This is a genomic window from Stenotrophomonas muris, from assembly GCF_052751275.1.
Genome location: NZ_CP199879.1, coordinates 2,394,391 through 2,412,966 on the forward strand (window position 1 = coordinate 2,394,391; position 18,576 = coordinate 2,412,966).

Consider the following 18,576-nt stretch of genomic DNA (forward strand, 5'->3'; position numbering starts at 1 on the left):
CGCCGATGCCGCGCTATCGCCCTTTCCTGCTGACCGCCCTGCTGTTGCCGCTGCTGGCCTGCGCCACAGCAACCACGCAGGCCCGCGAGGTTGCCGCGCCCGCCGACCACGTGCAGGCCGATGGCCCCTATGTATTCCGCCAGGGCGACCAGCTGCAGGCCAAGTGGATCTGCGACGACAAGGTCGAGTCGCGCTCGCTGGCCATCAACACGACGGGCACCGATATCGCGCCGCGCTGTGGCTACGAACACACCGTGCACGTGGCCGCGCCGAATGCGGCCTCGGTCTCCGTGCTGCCGGCCGCGCCGCGCATCGTCGCGCTGTCGGACATCCATGGCCAGTACGGGCTGCTGGTGCGCCTGCTGCGCGCCCACCAGGTCATCGACGCGCAGGATCGCTGGGCCCTGGGCAAGGACACGCTGGTCATCGCTGGCGATGTATTCGACCGCGGCCCGCAGGTGACCGAGGCGTTCTGGCTGCTGTACGGCCTGCAGCAGCAGGCCGCCGCCGCCGGTGGCGCAGTGCACTTCGTGCTAGGCAACCACGAAACCATGGTGCTGTACGACGACCTGCGCTACGTCAACCCGAAGTACCTGCGCAGCGCCCAGCTGCTGGGCCGCAGCTACCCGCAACTGTATGGCGCCGACTCGGTGATCGGGCAGTGGCTGCGCACCCGCCCGGTGCTGCTGAAGATCGGCGATACCCTGTTCCTGCATGGCGGCATCTCGCCCGAAGCGGTGCAGCTGGCGCTGGACCCGGCACGCACCAATGCGGCCTATCAGGCCTCTCTGGGCCTGCCCAAGGCCGAAGTGAAGGCCGACCCGGCCACCGCACCGCTGTATGACGGCAAGACCAGCCCGATCTGGTACCGCGGCTACTTCGATGGCCGCCTCGACACAGCGGGGGTACAGGCCGTGCTCGACCGCCTGCAGCTCACGCGCATCGTGGTTGGCCATACCTCGATGCCACACGTCAGCAGCTTCCACGGCGACCGCGTGATCGCCATCGACAGCAGCATCAAGAACGGCGAGAACGGCGAACTGCTGTTCATCGAGGATGGCAGGCTCAGCCGCGGCCTGCTGGACGGCTCACGGGTGCCGCTGGCACTGGGTGAGCCGGGCCTGCAGGACTGAATGGCGGGACAGCGCGACGGTGCCGGGAGGTGCCGGCGCGCTCCACCTTCACCCGGTTTGCGGCTACCCTCGGCAGCCGAGAGGCCCGCCCCGTCCACCCGCTGGGCCCGACCGTTACAGGAGCTCCCCGCGCATGCGCGTTCTGATTGCTGAAGACGACCCGGACATCGCCTCCGGCCTGTGCGCCTCGCTGCGCCGGCAGGGGCATGTGGTCGACCACGTCGACAACGGCGCGCACGCCGACGCCGCGCTGGGTTCGACCCAATACGCGCTGCTGGTGCTGGACCTGGGCCTGCCACAGCTGGATGGCCGCGACGTGCTGCAGCGCCTGCGCCAGCGCGGCGATGGCCTGGCGGTACTGGTGGTGACCGCCCGCGACGGCCTGGCCGAACGCGTGCGCGTGCTCGACCTCGGTGCCGACGACTACCTGGTCAAGCCATTCGCACTGGACGAATTCGAAGCCCGCGTGCGCGCACAGCTGCGCCGCGTGACCAGCAATGGCAACCCGGACCTGCGCATCGGCCGCCTGCGCATCGATCTGGCCGGGCATCGGGTGTGGATCGACGACCAGTCGCTGGAACTGACCGCACGCGAGTTCGGCCTGCTGTCGGCACTGGCGGTACGCGCCGAGCGCATCGTCTCGCGCGCACAGCTGGTGGAGGCGCTGTGCGACTGGGGCCAGGACCTGACCGACAACGGCCTGGACATCGCCCTGCACCGCCTGCGCCGCAAGCTGCAGCCCGGCGGCATGGGCATCCGCACCGTGCGCGGACTGGGCTACATGCTGGAAGACGCGCAGGACGACAGCGCCCCGTGATCAGTGGCCCCCCCAGCCTGCGCCGGCGCCTGCTCGCCTTCCTGGCGTTGCCGATGCTGGGCCTGCTTACCTTCAATACGATCCTGGCCTATTACGTTGCGTTGGATTATTCCAACCGCATCCACGACCGTAACCTGATCGACGACACGCACTCGTTCGCGCAGATGCTGAGCACCATGCCGGTGACCAGCGACCTGTCTCCGCAGGCGCGCTTCCTGATCGAATACGAGCCCGACGGCCATCGCTATTTCAACGTGGACAGCAGCCGCCAGGGGACACTCAGCGGCAATGCGGATTTCAGTGCCTACGCGCCTTCGCAGGAATGCACCGGCGTGGACCCCACCCTGTACGATGGCATTCTCAACGGCCAGCCGGTGCGCATGGCCACCGTCTGCACGCGTGCGATGAACGATCCGCAGGACCAGCTGGCGGTGACGGTGGCCGAAAGCATGGCCGAACGACGCCAGCGTGCGCGCGAGATCCTGATGATCATCATCCCGCTGATGACCATGCTGGCGCTGGGCACCGCCGCGCTGGTCTGGCTCGGGGTGACCCATGGCCTGCGCATCCTGACCCCGCTGAGGACCCGCCTGGCGCAGCGCCGCGGCGAACTGGCACCGATCTCCGATGCCGACGTGCCCGAAGAGATCCAGCCGCTGATCAGCACCATCGACGATCTGTTCGCGCGCCAGGCGGAAATGATCACGCTGCAGAACCGTTTCATCGCCGATGCCGCGCACCAGCTGCGCTCGCCGTTGGCCGGCATGGCCCTGCACGTGGACCAGGCACTGGCACATGGCGACCCGGACACGGTGCGCGAGGCATTGCAGCACATCCGCCGGCTCAACCAGCGCACCGCCCGGGTCAGCACCCAGCTGCTCGCACTGAGCCGGGCGCAGACCGTGCCCGATACCGTGGAGGCACTGGACCTGTGCGAGCTGGTGCCGCAGTGGGTCGGCATGCGCGTGCCCGAAGCGATCCGCGATGGCATCGATCTGGGCTACCGCGGCAGCCCCCACCCGCTGCGCGTGCTCGGCAATGGTGCCCAGCTGCAGGAAGCACTGGACAACCTGATCGACAATGCGCTGCGCTATGCCGGCCGCGATGCGACCGTCACGGTCGGCGTGCATGCGCTGGATGACAATGACGTCGAACTGTACGTGGAGGACAACGGCCCCGGCGTGCCCGAGGACGTGATGCCACGGCTGGGCGAGCGCTTCTTCCGAGCGCCTGGCACCGCAGCCAGCGGCACCGGCCTGGGCCTGGCCATCGCGCACGAAGCGGTGGAGCATTCCGGCGGCCGCCTGACCTTCCTCAACCGCGCCGGTGGGGGCCTGAAGGTCGCCATCACACTGCCGCTGCTGAAGGCCCCCTGACCCGTACCGGGGCGCTGAAAGGCTGGCGAAAATCGCGCTTGCGATCCTGACCATCCCCACTGCCGTCCCGGAGCCGCCAGGTGACCGAATCGCACGACTTCTTCCTCCCCGGTGGCCCGCAGGGCGTGCTGCTGGTCCACGGCCTGACCGGCACCCCGGCGGAAATGCGCATGCTGGGCAAGGGCCTGAACAACGCCGGCTTCACCGTACACGGCGTGCAGTTGCCCGGCCATTGCGGCACCGTGGATGACCTGCTGGCGACCACCTGGGAACAGTGGTACCAGGGCGTGGAAGATGCAGCGGCGAGCCTGCGTGGCAAGGTCGACCAGTTGTTCGTCGGCGGCCTGTCGATGGGCGCGGTACTGGCGCTGGCGCTGGCTGCACGCCGCCCCGAATGGGTGTCCGGCGTCGGCGTGTATGGCGCCACCTTCCGCTACGACGGCTGGAACATTCCCGCCGTGGCCCGCCTGTCGTTCCTGCTGCCGTGGTTCAAGCGCTTCAACATCGGCCGCGACCGCATGTTCATGGAAGAACCGCCCTATGGCCTGCGTGACGAGCGCCTGCGTGCGCAGGTCAGTGCCGCCATGCTGTCCGGCGACAGCGCCGCGGCCGGCCTGCCGGGCAACCCCTGGCACGCGCTGGCCGAGATGCGCGCCCTGAGCAACTGGACCCGCCGCCACCTGCACCAGGTCACCGCACCGTGCCTGGTGATGCACGCCCGCGAAGACGACGTGGCCAGCATGGGCAACGCTGAACTGGTGATATCGAGGGTCAGCGGTCCGAAGGAACTGGTGGTGCTGGAAGACAGCTACCACATGATCACGATCGACCGCGAACGCCGCGAGGTGATCCGCCGCAGCGCGCGTTTCTTCACCGAAATCGGTGAACGCAGCGGCGTGCTCAAGGCGGTGGCCTGAGATGGGGGCACTCGCCACGCTGCTGTGGCTGGCCAATGTGGTGCTCGATACCGGTGGCCAGCTCGCCTTCAAGGCCGCCGCCAGCGACCCGCAGGATGGCGAAGGACTGCAACGCTGGAAACACATGCTCAGCCGTCCCTGGCTGTGGATCGGCATCGCCTGCTACGTGCTTGAGTTCGTTGCCTGGATCGCGTTCCTGTCGCTGGTGCCGTTGTCCAAGGGCGTGCTGCTGGGCTCGATCAACATCGTCGCGCTGATGATCGCCGGCCGCATCCTGTTCCGCGAAAAGCTCACGCCATTGCGGGTGACCGGCATGCTGCTGGTCACGGCGGGCGTGGCGGTGGTGGGGGCCGGCTCATGAGGCGCCTGTATGTGATCGGCTTTCCCCTGCTGATGGCCTTCGACACGCTGGCCCAGCTGTGCTTCAAGTACGCCGGTGACGCCGCGCTGCCGGTCGAGGCCAACACCGCGTGGCTGCTGCGCGTACTGTCGCAGCCGTGGGTATACGGCGCGGTCCTCGGCTACGTCGGCGCGTTCTTCACCTGGATGAGCCTGCTGCGCCATGCGCCGATCGGCCCGGCGTTCGCGGCCTCGCACCTGGAGGTGATCAGTGTGCTGCTGCTGTCGGCCTGGCTGCTGAAAGAGCCGCTGACCCTGCATCACCTTGTCGGTGCGGTACTGATCGTGGCTGGCATCGTCTGCCTCGGCCGCGCCGAAGCGGATGATCCGCACAGCCCCGCCGACAGCACTTCGTGAGCGGGCTGCGATGAGCCTGTTCGCGCGCGAACTGCCGCCGACCGCTGGCCTGCCGATGCAGGCCAGCGACTTCCTTCCCGGCGGCGGCGACCTGCGCGACATCCTGGCCACCCAGCTCGGCACACCGCCGCTGCAGCTGACCTGTTCCGGCACCCACGCGCTGCTGATCGCACTGCGCACCCTGCGCAAGCGCGCGCCCAAGCGCGATACCGTGATCCTGCCCGCCTATACCTGTCCGCTGGTGCCGATCGCGGTGCACAGCCTCGGCCTGCGCGTGCAGCTGTGCGATACCCGGCGTGGCCATTTCGACTTTGATCCGGCACAGCTCTCGCGCCTGGCCGACGCACGGACGCTGGCGATCCTGCCCACCCACCTCGGCGGGCGCATCGCCGATGTCGAACGGGCCTGCGAGGTCGCACGCGGCGCCGGCGCCTGGGTGATCGAAGATGCCGCACAGGCGCTGGGCGCACGGGTCGGCAACAGCAGCGTGGGCCTGCGTGGTGACATCGGATTCTTCAGCCTGGCCGCCGGCAAGGGGCTGAGCCTGCATGAAGGCGGCCTGCTGGTCAGCCGCGATGACGAGCTGCGCGCCGCGCTGGCCGAACATGCCGCCGAACAGGTACGTTTCAGCCTGCGCTGGGAGCTGCTCCGCAGCGTGCAGCTGCTGGGTCTTGCCGCCTGTTACCGCCCCTCGCTGCTGTCGCTGGTGTACGGCAATCCGCTGCGCAGCGCCCTGCAACGCGGCGATCTGGAAGACGCGGTCGGAGACATTTTCCCGCTGGACATCCCCCAGCACCGGGTCAGCCAGTGGCGGCAGAACGTGGGCGCCCACGCTGCACGGCGGCTGCCTGCGTTCCTGCAGGCCGGGCGCCTGCGCGCACTGCAGCTGCGTGTGCAGCTGGCACAGCTGCCGGCGGTGGAGGTGGTCGATGGCCTGGCCGGCACCGGCGGCACCTGGCCGATGCTGATGCTGCTGCTGCCCAGCCAGCGCGCGCGCGATGCCGCACTGGACGAACTGTGGCCGCGCGGCCTCGGTGCCAGCCGCATGTTCATCCATGCCCTGCCCGACTACGCCTACCTGCGTGGCATCGTGCCGCAGGACGACATGCCGAACGCGCGCGACTTCGCCGCACGCATGCTGACCCTCGGCAACAGCGCCTGGCAGACCCGGGAAGAGACCGCGCAGATCCTGCGGGCGCTGGCCGCTGCGCAGCCCTGAAAGCGCGGTTTTCACGGCATCACGCCCATTCAGCACGCTCGATTCCTGAACACTTTCCCCACCCGGCGGTGCAGGCTTTCAACAGGAAAGGAACGAGAAAGGCTGCCTGCCTACATTGAGCCTGCCCCGGCATCGTGCCGGACGTTTCTTTCATCGACGGACCTGCCCATGCACTGGAGCATCCTGTGTGACTTCGATGGCACCATCAGCCTCGAAGATGTCATCGACTCGCTGCTGGAGAAGTACGGCCAGCCGGGCTGGCAGCAACTGGAAGACCAGTGGAAGGCGGGAAAGATCGGCTCGCGTGAATGCATGCAGGGCCAGGTGCGGCTGTTGAAGCTGGACCCGGCCACGCTCGACGCGCACCTGGACCAGGTGCAGATCGATCCGGGCTTCGCCGCCTTTGTCAGCCGCGCCGAACAGCTGGGCGTGCCGCTGCGCATCGTCAGCGACGGGCTGGACTATGCGATCCACCGCATCCTCGCCAACCACGGCCTGTCGCGACTGCCGGTGGTGGCCAACCACCTGCGCTGGTGCGAAGACCATTGGGAACTGGAGTCGCCCTACCAGGCCGAAGGATGCCGCAGTGGTACCTGCAAGTGCACCTGCGCCGCGCAGGCGCGTGCCGACGAAGCACCACGCGTGCTGATGATCGGCGATGGCAGCTCGGATTTCTGCGTCTCCGAAGATGCCGACTTCGTGTTCGCCAAGCGCCGCCTGATCACCCATTGCACGAAGGCCGGCATCGAGCATGCCGCCATCGATACCTTCCACGATGCAATCGCACTGTTGCCGCGCTTGCTCGATGGCAGCCTGCTGCAGCCACGTCGCCTCGACGCCAGCCCGCAGCCCGCCGCACTGCCCCTGCTGCTGGCCACCGCCTGAGCACTCCCTTCCAGGCGCGCTCCCTGTCACCCCTTTCGAACGTCCTTCACGGAACCGAACTGCATGAACATTTTTGACAAGAACGCCGACGCGGCTGCCTCCGACGCGCAGCTGCTGGCCGACGAAGCCCGCTACAGCTCCTTCGGCGACACCGTCCACTACGTCGACCCGCCGAAGATCTTCCAGCGCGGCGAAGGAAGCTACATGTTCGACGGTGCGGGCGTGCCCTACCTCGACCTGCAGATGTGGTACTCGGCCTGCAACTTCGGCTACAGCAACAAGCGCCTGAACGACGCGCTGAAGGACCAGATCGACACCCTGCCGCAGGTCGCCAGCCAGTACCTGCACCCGACCCGCGTGCAGCTGGCCAAGACCATTGCCGTGGACATGCACCAGAAGTTCGGCCTCGACGGCCGCGTGCACTTCAACGTCGGCGGCGCGCAGGCCATTGAAGATTCGCTGAAGATCGTGCGCAACGCGCGCGGCGGCAAGAGCCTGATGTTCGCCTTCGAAGGCGGCTACCACGGCCGCACCCTGGGTGCCTCGTCGATCACCTCCAGCTACCGCTACCGCCGCCGCTACGGCCACTTCGGCGAGCGCGCGATGTTCATCCCGTTCCCGTACCCGTTCCGTCGTCCGAAGGGCATGACCCCGGACGAGTATTCCGACCACTGCGTGTGGCAGTTCGAGCGCCTGTTCGAAAGCGAATACAACGGCGTGTGGGATCCCAAGGTCGGCCAGGCCGAGTACGCCGCGTTCTACGTCGAGCCGATCCAGGGCACCGGCGGCTACGTCATCCCGCCGCGCAACTTCTTCACTGGCCTCAAGCGCGTGCTGGACAAGTACGGCATCCTGATGGTCGTCGATGAAATCCAGATGGGTTTCTGGCGCACCGGCAAGCTGTGGTCGATCGAGCACTTCGGCGTTACCCCGGACGTGCTGGTGTTCGGCAAGGCGCTGACCAACGGCCTGAACCCGCTGTCGGGCCTGTGGGCGCGCGAAGAACTGATCAACCCGACCGTGTTCCCGCCGGGCTCCACCCACTCCACCTTCAACTCCAATCCGCTGGGCACCCGCCTCGGCCTGGAAGTGCTGAAGCTGGGCAAGGAAATGGATTACGAGCGCACCGTGCCGGAGAAGGGCGCGTACTTCCTGGACGGCCTGCGTGGCCTGCAGAAGCGTCACCCGGAGATCGGCGACGTCGACGGCCTGGGCCTGGCCCTGCGCGCCGAGATCTGCCAGACCGACGGCTACACCCCCAACAAGGAACTGCTGGACCGCATGGTCGACATCGGCCTGGCCGGTGACCTCCTGCACGACGGCAAGCGCATGGGCCTCGTGCTCGACGTGGGTGGCTGGTACAAGAACGTGATCACCTTCGCGCCGTCGCTGGACATCAGCTACGAAGAGATCGACCTGGCGATCACCCTGCTCGACCAGGCGCTGACCAAGGCCAAGGGCTGAGGTCGATGCGCTGCCGGTTCCCGTGCCGATGGAGATGACGTCACGCGCATCCAGCACCGCGCTGGAACCGGCCGCGCTGCTGGAGGGCTTCCTGGCCCACCCGCCGCTTGGATTCGAGGCAGGCCTGCTTCCCAGCGGCCTGCCGACCTTCCGTGCGCCGCTCGACCTGACCACCACGATGGACGACGACCTGCGCGGCAAGCTGCTTGGCTTGCCGCTGTCGCGCCTGTGGCGGCCCTGGATCACCTGGAAGACCCGCTTCGTCGGTGCCACCAGCACCGAGTACACCCCGTTGCCCGCGCACGTCGCACCAGAGGCATTGGCCGAGGACGTGACGCGTCACGCGATCGGCGATTCCCGGCTGCTGGTGGTCAAGGACCTGGCAATGGATTCGCCGCTGCTGGACGACGCGGCCAATGCACACAGCAGCGCCTTCCTGCAGGCGCTGCTGGCACGCGGCTTCGTCGAGCTGGAAGGCATGCCGCTGGCCTGGGTGGCGATCGATTTCGATTCGATCGATGGCTATCTCGGACGCCTGTCGTCCTCGCGCCGCAAGAACATCCGGCGCAAGCTGCGCTCGCGCGATGGCCTGCAGATCGACTGCATCGCCACCGGCGATCCGGCCCTCGCCGACCCGCAACTGCAGGCCGAACTGTACGCGCTGTACCTGGGCGTGTTCGCGCAGAGCGCGGTGCATTTCGACCAGCTCGACCTGCCCTACTTCCAACACCTGCTGGCCGACAGCCAGGGCCAGGGACGGATGTTCCTGTATCGCCACCAGGGCCAGTTGATCGGCTGGAACCTGTGCTACATCCACGCCGGAAAGCTGGTGGACAAGTACATCGGCCTGGCCTACCCGCAATCACGCGAGCACAACCTGTATGCGGTGAGCTGGATGCACAACCTCGAGTACGCGCTGCTGCACGGCCTGAGCCACTACGTGGCCGGCTGGACCGACTCGCGGATCAAGGCCGAGCTGGGCGCCCGCTTCACCTCCACCCGGCACGCGATCCACGCCCGCTCCCCGCTGCTGCGCGCTGCCCTGCGCAAGCTGGCCCCGTACCTGCAGGGCGAACCTGATGGAGGCGGTTGAACGATGTCGTCGCGTTTTCCGCTGATCCTGGACCTGGACGGTGGCGTACTGCCGCTGCCACAGGCGCAGACCCTGGCGCTGCCGCAGTGGCACGATCCGCTGCGCTTCGCCTGCAGCACTTCAACCCTGGACCGTTTCGCCGCTGAAGTGCTGGCACCGCTGCCGGCCCAGCTCGGCACGGTGATGCTCGGCAGTGGCGACTTCCACCACCTCAGCCTGCCGCTGCTGCGTCGCATGCGCGCGCACCAGCCGTTCCAGCTGGTGGTGCTGGACAACCATCCGGACAACATGCGTTTCCCGTTCGGCATGCACTGCGGGTCGTGGGTGAACGCGGCCAGCAAGCTGCCGCAGATCTCGCACATCCATGTGCTCGGCATCACCTCCAGTGACATCGGCCTGGGCCACGCCTGGGAGAACCATTGGCGCCCGCTGATGGGCGGGCGCCTGACTTACTGGTGCATGGATGTGGACGTGGGCTGGGGCCACCGCCTCGGCAGCGGCCGTGCATTCCGACGGTTCGAGCACCCGGAGGCACTGGTTGCCGCGTTCGCCGCCGAGCAGGCCAAGTCGCCGCAACCGACCTACCTGTCGATCGACAAGGATGTGTTCGCCGAGGACGTCGCCCGCAGCAACTGGGACCAGGGCCGCTTCCAGCTGGAACACGCACTGGTGGTGATAGAAGCGCTGCGCGCCGGCGGCCTGGTCGGCAGCGACATCACCGGCGAAGTGTCGCTGGCCAACTACAAGAGCCGCTTCAAGCGCTGGCTGTCGTCGCTGGACGGCCAACCTGACGTCAGCGCCGAGGATCTGCCGGTGTGGCAGGCACGGCACCAGCAGGTGAATCGCGAACTGCTGGCGGCGATGGCCGCCGTGCCGACCGCCTGCTGACCGCGCCGGTCGTGCCGGCCGCTGGCCGGCAACCTCATCGTTCCCAGGCTCGCCGGGATGCCGGCCAGCGGCCGGCACTACACTGGACTCCCGCCCCGGAGCCTCGCGATGCCCCAGACCGTCATCCCGCAACTGCGCATGCGCCATGCCGACACCACCCTGCCGTTCTACGTGCAGGGGCTGGGTTTCGTGGTCGACTGGGAACACCGCTTCGAACCCGGCTTCCCGCTGTTCGCCCAGCTCACCCGCGACGGCCAGACGATCTTCCTCACCGAACACAGCGGCGACTGCGAGGTCGGCGGCGCGGTGTACTTCATCGTTGAAGACGTCGACGCCCTGCACCGCGCCTTCAGTGCCGCCAACGTACCGATCGAGCAGCCACCGCACGACACCGGATGGGGCAGCCGCGAGATGCTCCTGCGTGACCCGGACGGCAACCGACTGCGCTTTGCCACCCACGTGGACTGAACGATGCGGGCTTGAGGCGGATATACGGAACATATATGCTTCATATATCCATTCCGCCAGGACCGCCCATGGGCATCGTCAACATCGATGACACCCTGCACGACCAGCTGCGCCGTGCCTGCACCGTCTCCAGCCGTTCGATCAACGCCCAGGCCACCTTCTGGATCCGGGTCGGCATGCTGTGCGAGATGAACCCCACGCTGAGCTTCCAGGACATCGTCGCCAGCGAACTGCGGGCAGCCGGGGTGCAGCCGCAGGCGCTGGCGCCCGGGCGGGCCTGACATGACGATGATCAAGCAGCCGCACGAAATCGCGTTGCTGGCCGAATCCGGGCGCCTGCTGGCGCAGGTGTTCGCCGCGCTCGACCAGCTGCCGCTGCAGGGACGCAGCACGATGGAGATCAACGACTTCGTCGAGCGCATGATCGTCGATGAGCTGCAGGCGCGGCCGGCCAGCAAGGGCCAGTACGGCTTCCCGTATGTGCTCAACACCTCGATCGACAACGTGGTCTGCCACGGCGTTCCCAGCACCACCGACGTGCTGCGCAACGGCCAGATCGTCAACCTCGACATCACCCTGGAGAAGAACGGCTACATCGCCGACTCCAGCACCACCTACCTGGTCGGTGAGGTCGACTACGCCGCGCGCAGGCTGGTGCAGGCCACCTACCAGGCGATGTGGAAAGGCATCGCTGCGGTGCGCCCGGGAGCGCGCCTGGGCGATATCGGCCACGCCATCGCCCGCCACGCGCGCAGCCACGGCTACAGCGTGGTGAAGGAATACTGCGGCCATGGCATCGGCCAGCAGATGCACGAGGAACCGCAGATCCTGCATTACGGCCATCCCAACACCGGCATGGTGCTGGAAGAAGGCATGGTGTTCACCATCGAGCCGATGCTCAACCAGGGCAAGCCGGCCATCCGTCAGCAGCCGGACCAATGGCCGGTCTACACCCGCGACGGCAAGCTGTCGGCGCAGTTCGAGCACACCGTGGCGGTCACCCGCAGCGGCGTGCGCGTGCTGACCCTGCGCCCCGGCGAAACCCCGCAGTGCGCGGTGGACGCGGCCTAGAGCGGGCGCAACAGCAGCAGCGTGGCGAGGCAGGACATGAAGACCGCCACGGCGGCATCCAGCACCCGCCAGGCGCCCGGCCTGCGGAACACCGGCTGCAACAGGCGCGCGCCATAGCCCAGCGTGCAGAACCAGGCCACGCTGGCGGCGCAGGCACCGGCGGCGAACGCCCAGCGCAGGTCACCGGGGTAGCGCGTGGACAGACTGCCCAGCAGCACCACCGTATCCAGATAGACGTGCGGGTTGAGCAGCGTGAACGCCAGGCAGGTCAGCAGTACCTGCCGTCCGCTGCCGCCCTGCGCCTCGGCGGCGGCCAGGGCACTGCCACCGCGCCACGCGCGCAGCCCCGCCCGCAGGCCATACCAGAACAGGAAGGCCGCACCACCGAAGCGCAGCACCTGCAGCAGCAGCGGCCACTGCAGCACCAGCGCGCCCATGCCGCCAACGCCAGCAAGGATCAGCGCGATATCCGCGCCGGCGCAGGCCAGCACTACCGTCCCCACATTGCGCTGCTGCAGGCCCTGGCGCAGCACGAAGGCATTCTGCGCGCCGATGGCGATGATCAGGCCGGCACCTGCGAACAGGCCGGCGGCGGTAGCGGCAATCCACATCGGGACAGGCCAGGCAGCGAGGGGACGCGCAGGGTGCGGCAAACCGCCTTGATTAGACAAACTGATTTTTCTTTATCCTGTGCAGGAAAACTGAAGAGGCACCGGCATGGACCTGGTACACCCGCAACTGGCCGCGTTTGCCGCGGTGCTGGAGGAAGGCAGCTTCGAGGCTGCGGCACGCCGCCTGTCGATCAGCCCGTCAGCACTGTCGCAGCGGATCAAGGCCCTGGAGGACAGGCTCGGGCAGGTACTGGTGGTGCGCCAGGCACCCTGCCGGCCGACCGCCGCGGGTGAAGCGCTGCTGCGCCGGGTGCGACCGATGCAGGCGCTGGAGGCCGAGGCATTGGCCGAGCTGCTACCCGAGCGTGGCAGCGACGCTGCGCGCACGCCGATCCCGCTGGCGGTCAACGATGACTCGCTTGATACCTGGTTCGTGCCGGCCATCGCCGACCTGCACCAGCGCCACGGCTATCTGTTCGACCTGCGCATGGACGACCAGGACCACACCCTGCAGCTGCTGCGCGATGGCAGCGTGCTCGGCGCGGTCACCGCCGAAAGCCAACCGGTGAAGGGATGCAACGCGCACCCGCTCGGCGCGATGCGCTACCACGCCATCGCCTCGCCCGGCTTCGCCCGCCAGTACTTCCGCGATGGCATGCAGGCCGCAACCCTGGCGCACGCACCGATGCTGGTGTTCAACCGCAAAGATGAACTGCAGTGGCGCTTCGTGCGGCGCCTGACCCGCGCGCGGCTGCAGCCGCCGCTACACTACCTGCCCTCCTCCACCGGTTTCGTCGAAGCCGCCGCGTGCGGACTCGGCTGGGGCATGGCTCCGGAAACCCTGGTCGCGCCCGCCGTGCGCGCCGGCCGCGTGGTGGTACTGGAACCCCGCCGCTGGCTCGATGTGCCGCTGTACTGGCAGCATGCCGCCGTGCGCTCAAGCACGCTGCAGCACATCACCCAGGCGCTGCGCACTGCGGCCAGAGGCACCCTTCGTTGAGGACAAACCGATGATCGCAGACCCGGGCTTCACGCTGCACGCACTACCGTTTGCGCACTTCTTCACTACTGGGACGGCATGGGCGTGATCGGCCGACGTACAAGGATGCACCGCGCGAAGGCCGCGCTGGCGCTGGCAGCCTGCCTGCCATTCGCTGCCGCCGCGCAGCCCACCAGCAACGCACCGGCATTGGACTGGGAACAGGCACGGCAACGCCTGGAGCAGGTCTCCGATGCGTTGGCCGCTGCCGACGCCGCCGTGCGCAACAAGCAGGACCTGCAGGACGCGACCCGCCTGCTGCGCCTGCCGGAGATCACCGGCGAAGTGCGCCGGCTGCAGTTCCAGAAGACGCTCACCCTGCCCCTGGGTTCGCTGGCTCCGGTGGCCGAGGCCTTTGGCATCGACTCGCCGCTGTCGTTCACCGAACGCGACTGGCGTACCCGCCCGGTGGTGACTGCAGTGCTGCCGCTGTACACCGGCGGCGTGATTCCGGCCGCGCAACGTGCGGCCAGTGCCGCCCACGAACAGGCCAGCGCCGAGCGCGAAGCACAACGCCAATCGCTGACCGTGCAGCTGGCCCAGGCCTATTTCGGCCAGCGCCTGGCCGAGCAGGCGGTGGACGTGCGCCGCGATGTGCGCGATGGCCTCAACCGCCACCTGTCCGACGCAGAGAAGCTGGAACGCGAGGGCTTCGCCACCCGCGCGCAGCGCCTGCAGGCCACCGTGGCCCGCGACAAGGCCGAGCGCGAATACCAGAAGACGGTGAACGACCTGGCCACGCTGAAGGCCGCACTGGCCACGCTGCTGCGCAGTGGCGGCGAGGTGCAGCCGGTGTCGCCGCTGTTCGTGCAGCGCGTGCCACTGGAACCGGTGGCCAGCTTCGAACGCACCGCGCAGGCGCGGCAGCCGCAGATCGCGCGCCTGCGGGCGATGGTGGCGCAGGCCGAACAGGGCGTGCGCGTGCAGCAGGCCAAGCTGAAACCACAGATCTTCGCCTTCGGCCAGTACGACTTCCGTCGCCGCGACGAGATGCTGACCGATCCGGACTGGGCGTTCGGCATCGGCCTGAAGTACACCTTCCTGTCGCCGAACTCGCGGCCGGCGCAGATCAGCGCCGCGCGTGCGCAGCAGGACCAGGCCGAAGCGGGCCTGCGCGAGGCCGAGAACCAGGTCGCGCTGGGTGTGCGCAAGGCCTGGAACGAGCTGGAAACCGCACGCCAGCAGTACGTGCTGCTCGACAGCAGCATCGCCCAGGCACAGGAAAACCTGCGCCTGCAGGAGCTGGCGTTCCGCGAAGGCCAGGCGACTTCGCTGGATGTGATCGACGCGCGGCTCGGCCTGGGTGGCGCCCGCGTCGAGCGCGCACAGGCCGCCTACCAATACGATATTGCGCTGGCACAGTTGCTGGAGATCAGTGGACAGATGGACCGTTTCGAAGAGTTCCGGCGGCGGGCGGACGAGGTGATCGACCATGAGTGATGTGCTGCACGACGATGCGACGACGCCCCCGGGCAAGCGCCGGTTGGGACCGATCCTGGCAGTGGTGCTGCTGGTCGTGGTGGTGCTCGGCCTGTGGCTGGCCTGGCGCAGCCCGGCCGACCAGATCCAGGGCATGGCCGATGCGGACACGATCAACGTGGCCGCCAAGATCACCGCGCGCGTGGCCGAACTGAAGGTGCGCGAGGGCGACCGCGTGCAGGCCGGGCAGGTGCTGTTCCTGCTCGACAGCCCCGAAGTGGCCGCCAAGGAACAGCAGGCGCACGGCGCTTTGGCCGCCGCACAGGCAGTGGCCGACAAGGCCGACGAAGGCGCGCGCAGCGAAGACATCCGCGCCGCCGAAGCGAACTGGAAGCGGGCCGAAGCCGGTGCGGCGCTGGCTGAAGCCACTTACCAGCGCGTGCAGAACCTGTTCAACGAAGGAGTGATGACCCGGCAGAAGCGTGATGAAGCGCATGCCCAGGCCACCAGTTCGCGTGAACTGGCCCGTGCCGCGCGCGCGCAGTACGACATGGCCCTGGCCGGCGCGCGCGAGCAGGACAAGCGTGCCGCGCAGGGCCAGGTGCAACAGGCACAGGGCGCGGTGGCCGAGGTCAACGCAGCGCGTGTCGAAGTGGAAGGGCGCGCGCCGGTCGCCGGCGAAATCAACAAGCGCATGGCCGACCCGGGCGAACTGGTGCCGGCCGGCTACCCGGTGTTCACCCTGGTCGACATCGACCGCATGTGGGTCGCCATGAACCTGCGCGAATCGCAGATGCAGGGCCTGAAGGTCGGCAGCAAGCTGCAGGGCAGCGTGCCGGCGCTCGGCCTGGACGGCGAATTCGAGGTCTACTTCATCAATCCGGCCGGCGACTATGCAACCTGGCGTACCACCCGCCAGTCGTCCGGCTACGACGTCCGCAGCTTCGAGGTGCGGGTGCGCCCGGTACGCCGCATCGAGGGCTTCCGCCCCGGCATGAGCGTGCTGTTCGCATGGCCCCAGCACTGAGCCCCGGCCGCGGCGGCTTCGCCGCCAGCTGGCGGCGCGAGCTGCAGTCGCTGCGCGGCAACCGCGCCGACCTGCTGCTGGTCACCGTGCTGCCGCTGCTGATGCTGGTGGTGATGGCGTGGATGTTCACGCCTTCGGTGATGCGCGACATCCCGATCGCGGTGGTCGACCTCGACCACAGCAGTGACAGCCGCCTGCTGCTGCGCATGCTCGACGCCAGTCCCGGCGTGCGCGTCGCCAGCCAGCCGGTGGACCTGGAAGACGCACGTTCGCAGCTGCGTCGGCTGGATGTGTTCGCCATCGTACTGGTGCCGCGCGATGTCACCCGGCAGGCGTTGCGTGGACGCCAGGGCACGGTGTTCGCCTATTACAACGCCACCTACATGACCACCGGCCAGTCCGCGTCGCGCGATATCGGCGACGCGGTCTCGGCCTGGAACGCGCGCCTGCTGCGCGAGCGCATCGGCCTGCAGGTCGGCCCGGGCAAGCTGCGCGCGGCACCCATCGCGGTGCAGTCGGACATTCTGTACAACCCAGCACGCAGCTACGAGCTGTTCCTGCTGCCGTTGATCTTCCCGGCGGTATTGTCGCTGGTACTGGCACTTGCAGTGGCCGGCAGCCTTGGCCGCGAGATCCGCGACGGCACCCTGCCCGCCTCGTTGGGCCGCACGCCATGGCCGGCGATTGCCGGCAAGGTCGCGCCATACATCCTGCTGTTCTCGCTGTATGGCGCGCTCGGCATCGGTTACCTGGCCTGGCTGCGCGGTGACGGCGTGGCCGGCAGCGTGCTCCTGCTGCTGCTCGCACAGCCACTGTTCTACCTTGCCACGGCCGCCTACGCGTTGTTCTTCGTCGGCGTCACCCGCGACATGGGTACCGCGCTGTCCGCAGTCGGCCTCAGCATCGGCACCGCGTTGGCCTTCTCCAGCGCCACCTTCCCGGTGCTGGACGGCCCTCTGTTCACCCGCATCTGGCATCAACTGCTGCCACTCAGCGCCTACATCAAGCTGCAGACCCAGCAGCAGTTCATCGGTTCGCCGCTGCAGGTTTCGGTGTGGCCGCTGGCCACGCTGTTGTTGATGGCGGTGGTGGCAGGAGGCGTCGGTGGCCTGCGCCTGATCGCCTTTGCGCGCACACCTGCCGCCGCACAGCCCGCAGGGGCCGACGCATGAGCGCACTCTGGCGCAGCCTGCGGCAGACCCTGATGGCAGTGCTCTGCGACCGCTACGCGATCGTGGTGATGGTCGGGGCGGTGATCCTGTACTCGTTCTTCTATCCAGCCGCCTACCGGCACCAGGTGGCCGGCAACCTGCCGGTGCTGGTGGTGGACGAAGACCACAGCGCGACCAGCCGCGAGCTGCTGCGCAAGCTCGACGCACTGCGCGTTGCGCGCGTGGTCGGTCAACCCGCGGACGTCGACAGCGCACGCCGGCAGCTGGAAGCCGGCCATGCCGAAGGGATCGTCGTGATCCCGGCCAATCTGGAGCGCGACATCCTGCGCGGCCACCCGGCCAAGCTGGTACTGCTTGGCAACGGTGCCTACCTGGGCCGCGCCAGCTGGGTGCTGGGCAGCGTGGCTGACGCGCTGGGTGCGTTCGGGCGTGATGCCGTGGTCGGCCAGGCCGCCTTCATGGGCGCACCGCAGGCACCACCGGTCACGCTTGTGCAGCGCCCCCTGTACAACACGCAGGAAGGCTATGGCAGCGCCATCGTTCCCGGCGTGGCCGAGCTGATCGTGCACCAGACGCTGCTGATGGGCATCGGCGTCCTGCTCGGCGGCCGCCGCCTCGCGCTCGGCCGGCGCCTGCGCTTCGACCTGCCGACCCTGGCCGGCATGGCACTGGGCTTCGGCCTGATCGGCCTGTTCGGTCTGTTCTGGTATGCCGGGTTCACTGCCTGGGTGCAGGACTATCCACGCGGAGGCAACCCGCTGGGCCAGCTGCTGGGTGGCACGCTGTTCATCGCGGCGACGGTGGCCTTCGGCCTGTTCGTCGGCAGCTTCTTCCGCACCCGCGAACGCGCCTTCCAGTACATCATCGCCACCTCGATCCCGCTGTTCTTCCTCGCCAACCTGTCGTGGCCCTCGGTGATGACGCCACAACCGCTGGTCTGGCTGGCGCAGCTGCTGCCGACCACCTCCGGCATCAACCTGATGGTGCGCCTGAACCAGATGGACGCCAGCCTGGCCGAAGTCAGCCACGAACTGATCACCCTCACCGTCCTGCTGCTGCTCTACGGCAGCCTCGCCACCTGGCGCCTCCTCGCAAAAAAGGGGACGGAGGGGATTAAGTCGTAAGCGGCCGGTTGGGGGGATTGCGACTTAATCCCCTCCGTCCCCTTTTCCTGCAATGAAGAACGCCGGCGCGAGGCCGGCGTTCGAGTACTGCGATGTG

At 68.1% G+C, this 18,576-nt stretch carries 20 protein-coding genes; 19 read left to right on the forward strand and 1 reads right to left on the reverse strand.

Features of this window, described 5'->3' with window-relative positions; all coding sequences use genetic code 11:
* The first annotated feature begins 5 nt into the window (after positions 1 to 5).
* The 14 genes from ACUVWL_RS11105 to map all read left to right on the forward strand — a co-directional run bounded on the left by ACUVWL_RS11105 (position 6) and on the right by map (position 12,087).
* A complete protein-coding gene (locus ACUVWL_RS11105) occupies positions 6 to 1,133 on the forward strand; it encodes a metallophosphoesterase (RefSeq protein WP_126411856.1) in 1,128 nt (375 codons plus the stop codon).
* A 133-nt stretch (positions 1,134 to 1,266) separates the two neighbouring features.
* Complete coding sequence (locus ACUVWL_RS11110; protein ID WP_014646433.1) at positions 1,267 to 1,950, forward strand: response regulator; 684 nt, start codon at positions 1,267 to 1,269, stop codon at positions 1,948 to 1,950.
* Complete coding sequence (locus tag ACUVWL_RS11115; RefSeq protein ID WP_445978346.1) at positions 1,947 to 3,326, forward strand: sensor histidine kinase; 1,380 nt, start codon at positions 1,947 to 1,949, stop codon at positions 3,324 to 3,326. Before ACUVWL_RS11110 ends, ACUVWL_RS11115 begins: the two co-directional genes overlap by 4 nt.
* A gap of 80 nt (positions 3,327 to 3,406) precedes the next feature.
* Positions 3,407 to 4,243 carry an alpha/beta hydrolase gene (locus ACUVWL_RS11120; RefSeq protein ID WP_032958029.1) on the forward strand — a complete coding sequence of 279 codons (837 nt, stop codon included), beginning with the start codon at positions 3,407 to 3,409 and terminating at the stop codon, positions 4,241 to 4,243.
* A 1-nt stretch (position 4,244) separates the two neighbouring features.
* Positions 4,245 to 4,604: an EamA family transporter gene (locus tag ACUVWL_RS11125; protein ID WP_014646430.1), complete on the forward strand. Its 360-nt coding sequence runs from the start codon at positions 4,245 to 4,247 to the stop codon at positions 4,602 to 4,604.
* On the forward strand, positions 4,601 to 4,999 hold the full coding sequence (locus tag ACUVWL_RS11130; protein WP_049441504.1) for a DMT family transporter: 399 nt from the start codon (positions 4,601 to 4,603) through the stop codon (positions 4,997 to 4,999). Before ACUVWL_RS11125 ends, ACUVWL_RS11130 begins: the two co-directional genes overlap by 4 nt.
* A gap of 10 nt (positions 5,000 to 5,009) precedes the next feature.
* On the forward strand, positions 5,010 to 6,218 hold the full coding sequence (locus tag ACUVWL_RS11135) for a DegT/DnrJ/EryC1/StrS family aminotransferase (RefSeq protein ID WP_014646428.1): 1,209 nt from the start codon (positions 5,010 to 5,012) through the stop codon (positions 6,216 to 6,218).
* Between the two features lie 168 nt (positions 6,219 to 6,386).
* Positions 6,387 to 7,103, forward strand: coding sequence for an MtnX-like HAD-IB family phosphatase (locus tag ACUVWL_RS11140; RefSeq protein ID WP_014646427.1), 717 nt, complete (start codon positions 6,387 to 6,389; stop codon positions 7,101 to 7,103).
* 63 nt (positions 7,104 to 7,166) lie between these two features.
* Positions 7,167 to 8,567: an aspartate aminotransferase family protein gene (locus tag ACUVWL_RS11145; protein ID WP_014646426.1), complete on the forward strand. Its 1,401-nt coding sequence runs from the start codon at positions 7,167 to 7,169 to the stop codon at positions 8,565 to 8,567.
* Positions 8,568 to 8,595: 28 nt separating this feature from the next.
* The gene (locus ACUVWL_RS11150) at positions 8,596 to 9,660 is read left to right on the forward strand and encodes a GNAT family N-acetyltransferase (protein WP_445978347.1); all 1,065 of its coding nucleotides are present in this window, start codon (positions 8,596 to 8,598) and stop codon (positions 9,658 to 9,660) included.
* A 3-nt stretch (positions 9,661 to 9,663) separates the two neighbouring features.
* The gene (locus ACUVWL_RS11155) at positions 9,664 to 10,548 is read left to right on the forward strand and encodes an arginase family protein (RefSeq protein WP_049459917.1); all 885 of its coding nucleotides are present in this window, start codon (positions 9,664 to 9,666) and stop codon (positions 10,546 to 10,548) included.
* A 108-nt stretch (positions 10,549 to 10,656) separates the two neighbouring features.
* Complete coding sequence (locus tag ACUVWL_RS11160) at positions 10,657 to 11,016, forward strand: bleomycin resistance protein (protein WP_014646423.1); 360 nt, start codon at positions 10,657 to 10,659, stop codon at positions 11,014 to 11,016.
* A 68-nt stretch (positions 11,017 to 11,084) separates the two neighbouring features.
* Positions 11,085 to 11,297, forward strand: a complete 213-nt coding sequence (locus ACUVWL_RS11165; protein WP_014646422.1) for a ParD-like family protein — start codon at positions 11,085 to 11,087, stop codon at positions 11,295 to 11,297.
* Between the two features lie 7 nt (positions 11,298 to 11,304).
* Positions 11,305 to 12,087, forward strand: a complete 783-nt coding sequence (gene map, locus ACUVWL_RS11170) for a type I methionyl aminopeptidase (RefSeq protein WP_014646421.1) — start codon at positions 11,305 to 11,307, stop codon at positions 12,085 to 12,087.
* Here map and ACUVWL_RS11175 read toward each other — a convergent pair.
* On the reverse strand, positions 12,084 to 12,698 hold the full coding sequence (locus ACUVWL_RS11175; RefSeq protein ID WP_014646420.1) for a LysE/ArgO family amino acid transporter: 615 nt from the start codon (positions 12,696 to 12,698) through the stop codon (positions 12,084 to 12,086). The genes map and ACUVWL_RS11175 overlap by 4 nt on opposite strands.
* Before the next feature lie 106 nt (positions 12,699 to 12,804).
* On the opposite strand from ACUVWL_RS11175, the gene ACUVWL_RS11180 reads away from it, so the two are divergent.
* From ACUVWL_RS11180 to ACUVWL_RS11200, 5 genes are all read left to right on the forward strand, one after another.
* Positions 12,805 to 13,698 carry a LysR family transcriptional regulator ArgP gene (locus tag ACUVWL_RS11180; RefSeq protein ID WP_445978348.1) on the forward strand — a complete coding sequence of 298 codons (894 nt, stop codon included), beginning with the start codon at positions 12,805 to 12,807 and terminating at the stop codon, positions 13,696 to 13,698.
* Between the two features lie 78 nt (positions 13,699 to 13,776).
* Positions 13,777 to 15,177 carry a TolC family protein gene (locus tag ACUVWL_RS11185; RefSeq protein ID WP_014646418.1) on the forward strand — a complete coding sequence of 467 codons (1,401 nt, stop codon included), beginning with the start codon at positions 13,777 to 13,779 and terminating at the stop codon, positions 15,175 to 15,177.
* Complete coding sequence (locus ACUVWL_RS11190; protein ID WP_197604509.1) at positions 15,170 to 16,183, forward strand: HlyD family secretion protein; 1,014 nt, start codon at positions 15,170 to 15,172, stop codon at positions 16,181 to 16,183. The genes ACUVWL_RS11185 and ACUVWL_RS11190 overlap by 8 nt, the downstream gene beginning before the upstream one ends.
* On the forward strand, positions 16,168 to 17,355 hold the full coding sequence (locus ACUVWL_RS11195) for an ABC transporter permease (protein WP_046429612.1): 1,188 nt from the start codon (positions 16,168 to 16,170) through the stop codon (positions 17,353 to 17,355). The genes ACUVWL_RS11190 and ACUVWL_RS11195 overlap by 16 nt, the downstream gene beginning before the upstream one ends.
* Positions 17,352 to 18,479 (forward strand): ABC transporter permease, encoded by a 1,128-nt coding sequence (locus ACUVWL_RS11200; RefSeq protein WP_014646415.1) that lies wholly within the window; start codon positions 17,352 to 17,354, stop codon positions 18,477 to 18,479. Before ACUVWL_RS11195 ends, ACUVWL_RS11200 begins: the two co-directional genes overlap by 4 nt.
* The last annotated feature ends 97 nt before the right edge of the window (positions 18,480 to 18,576 follow it).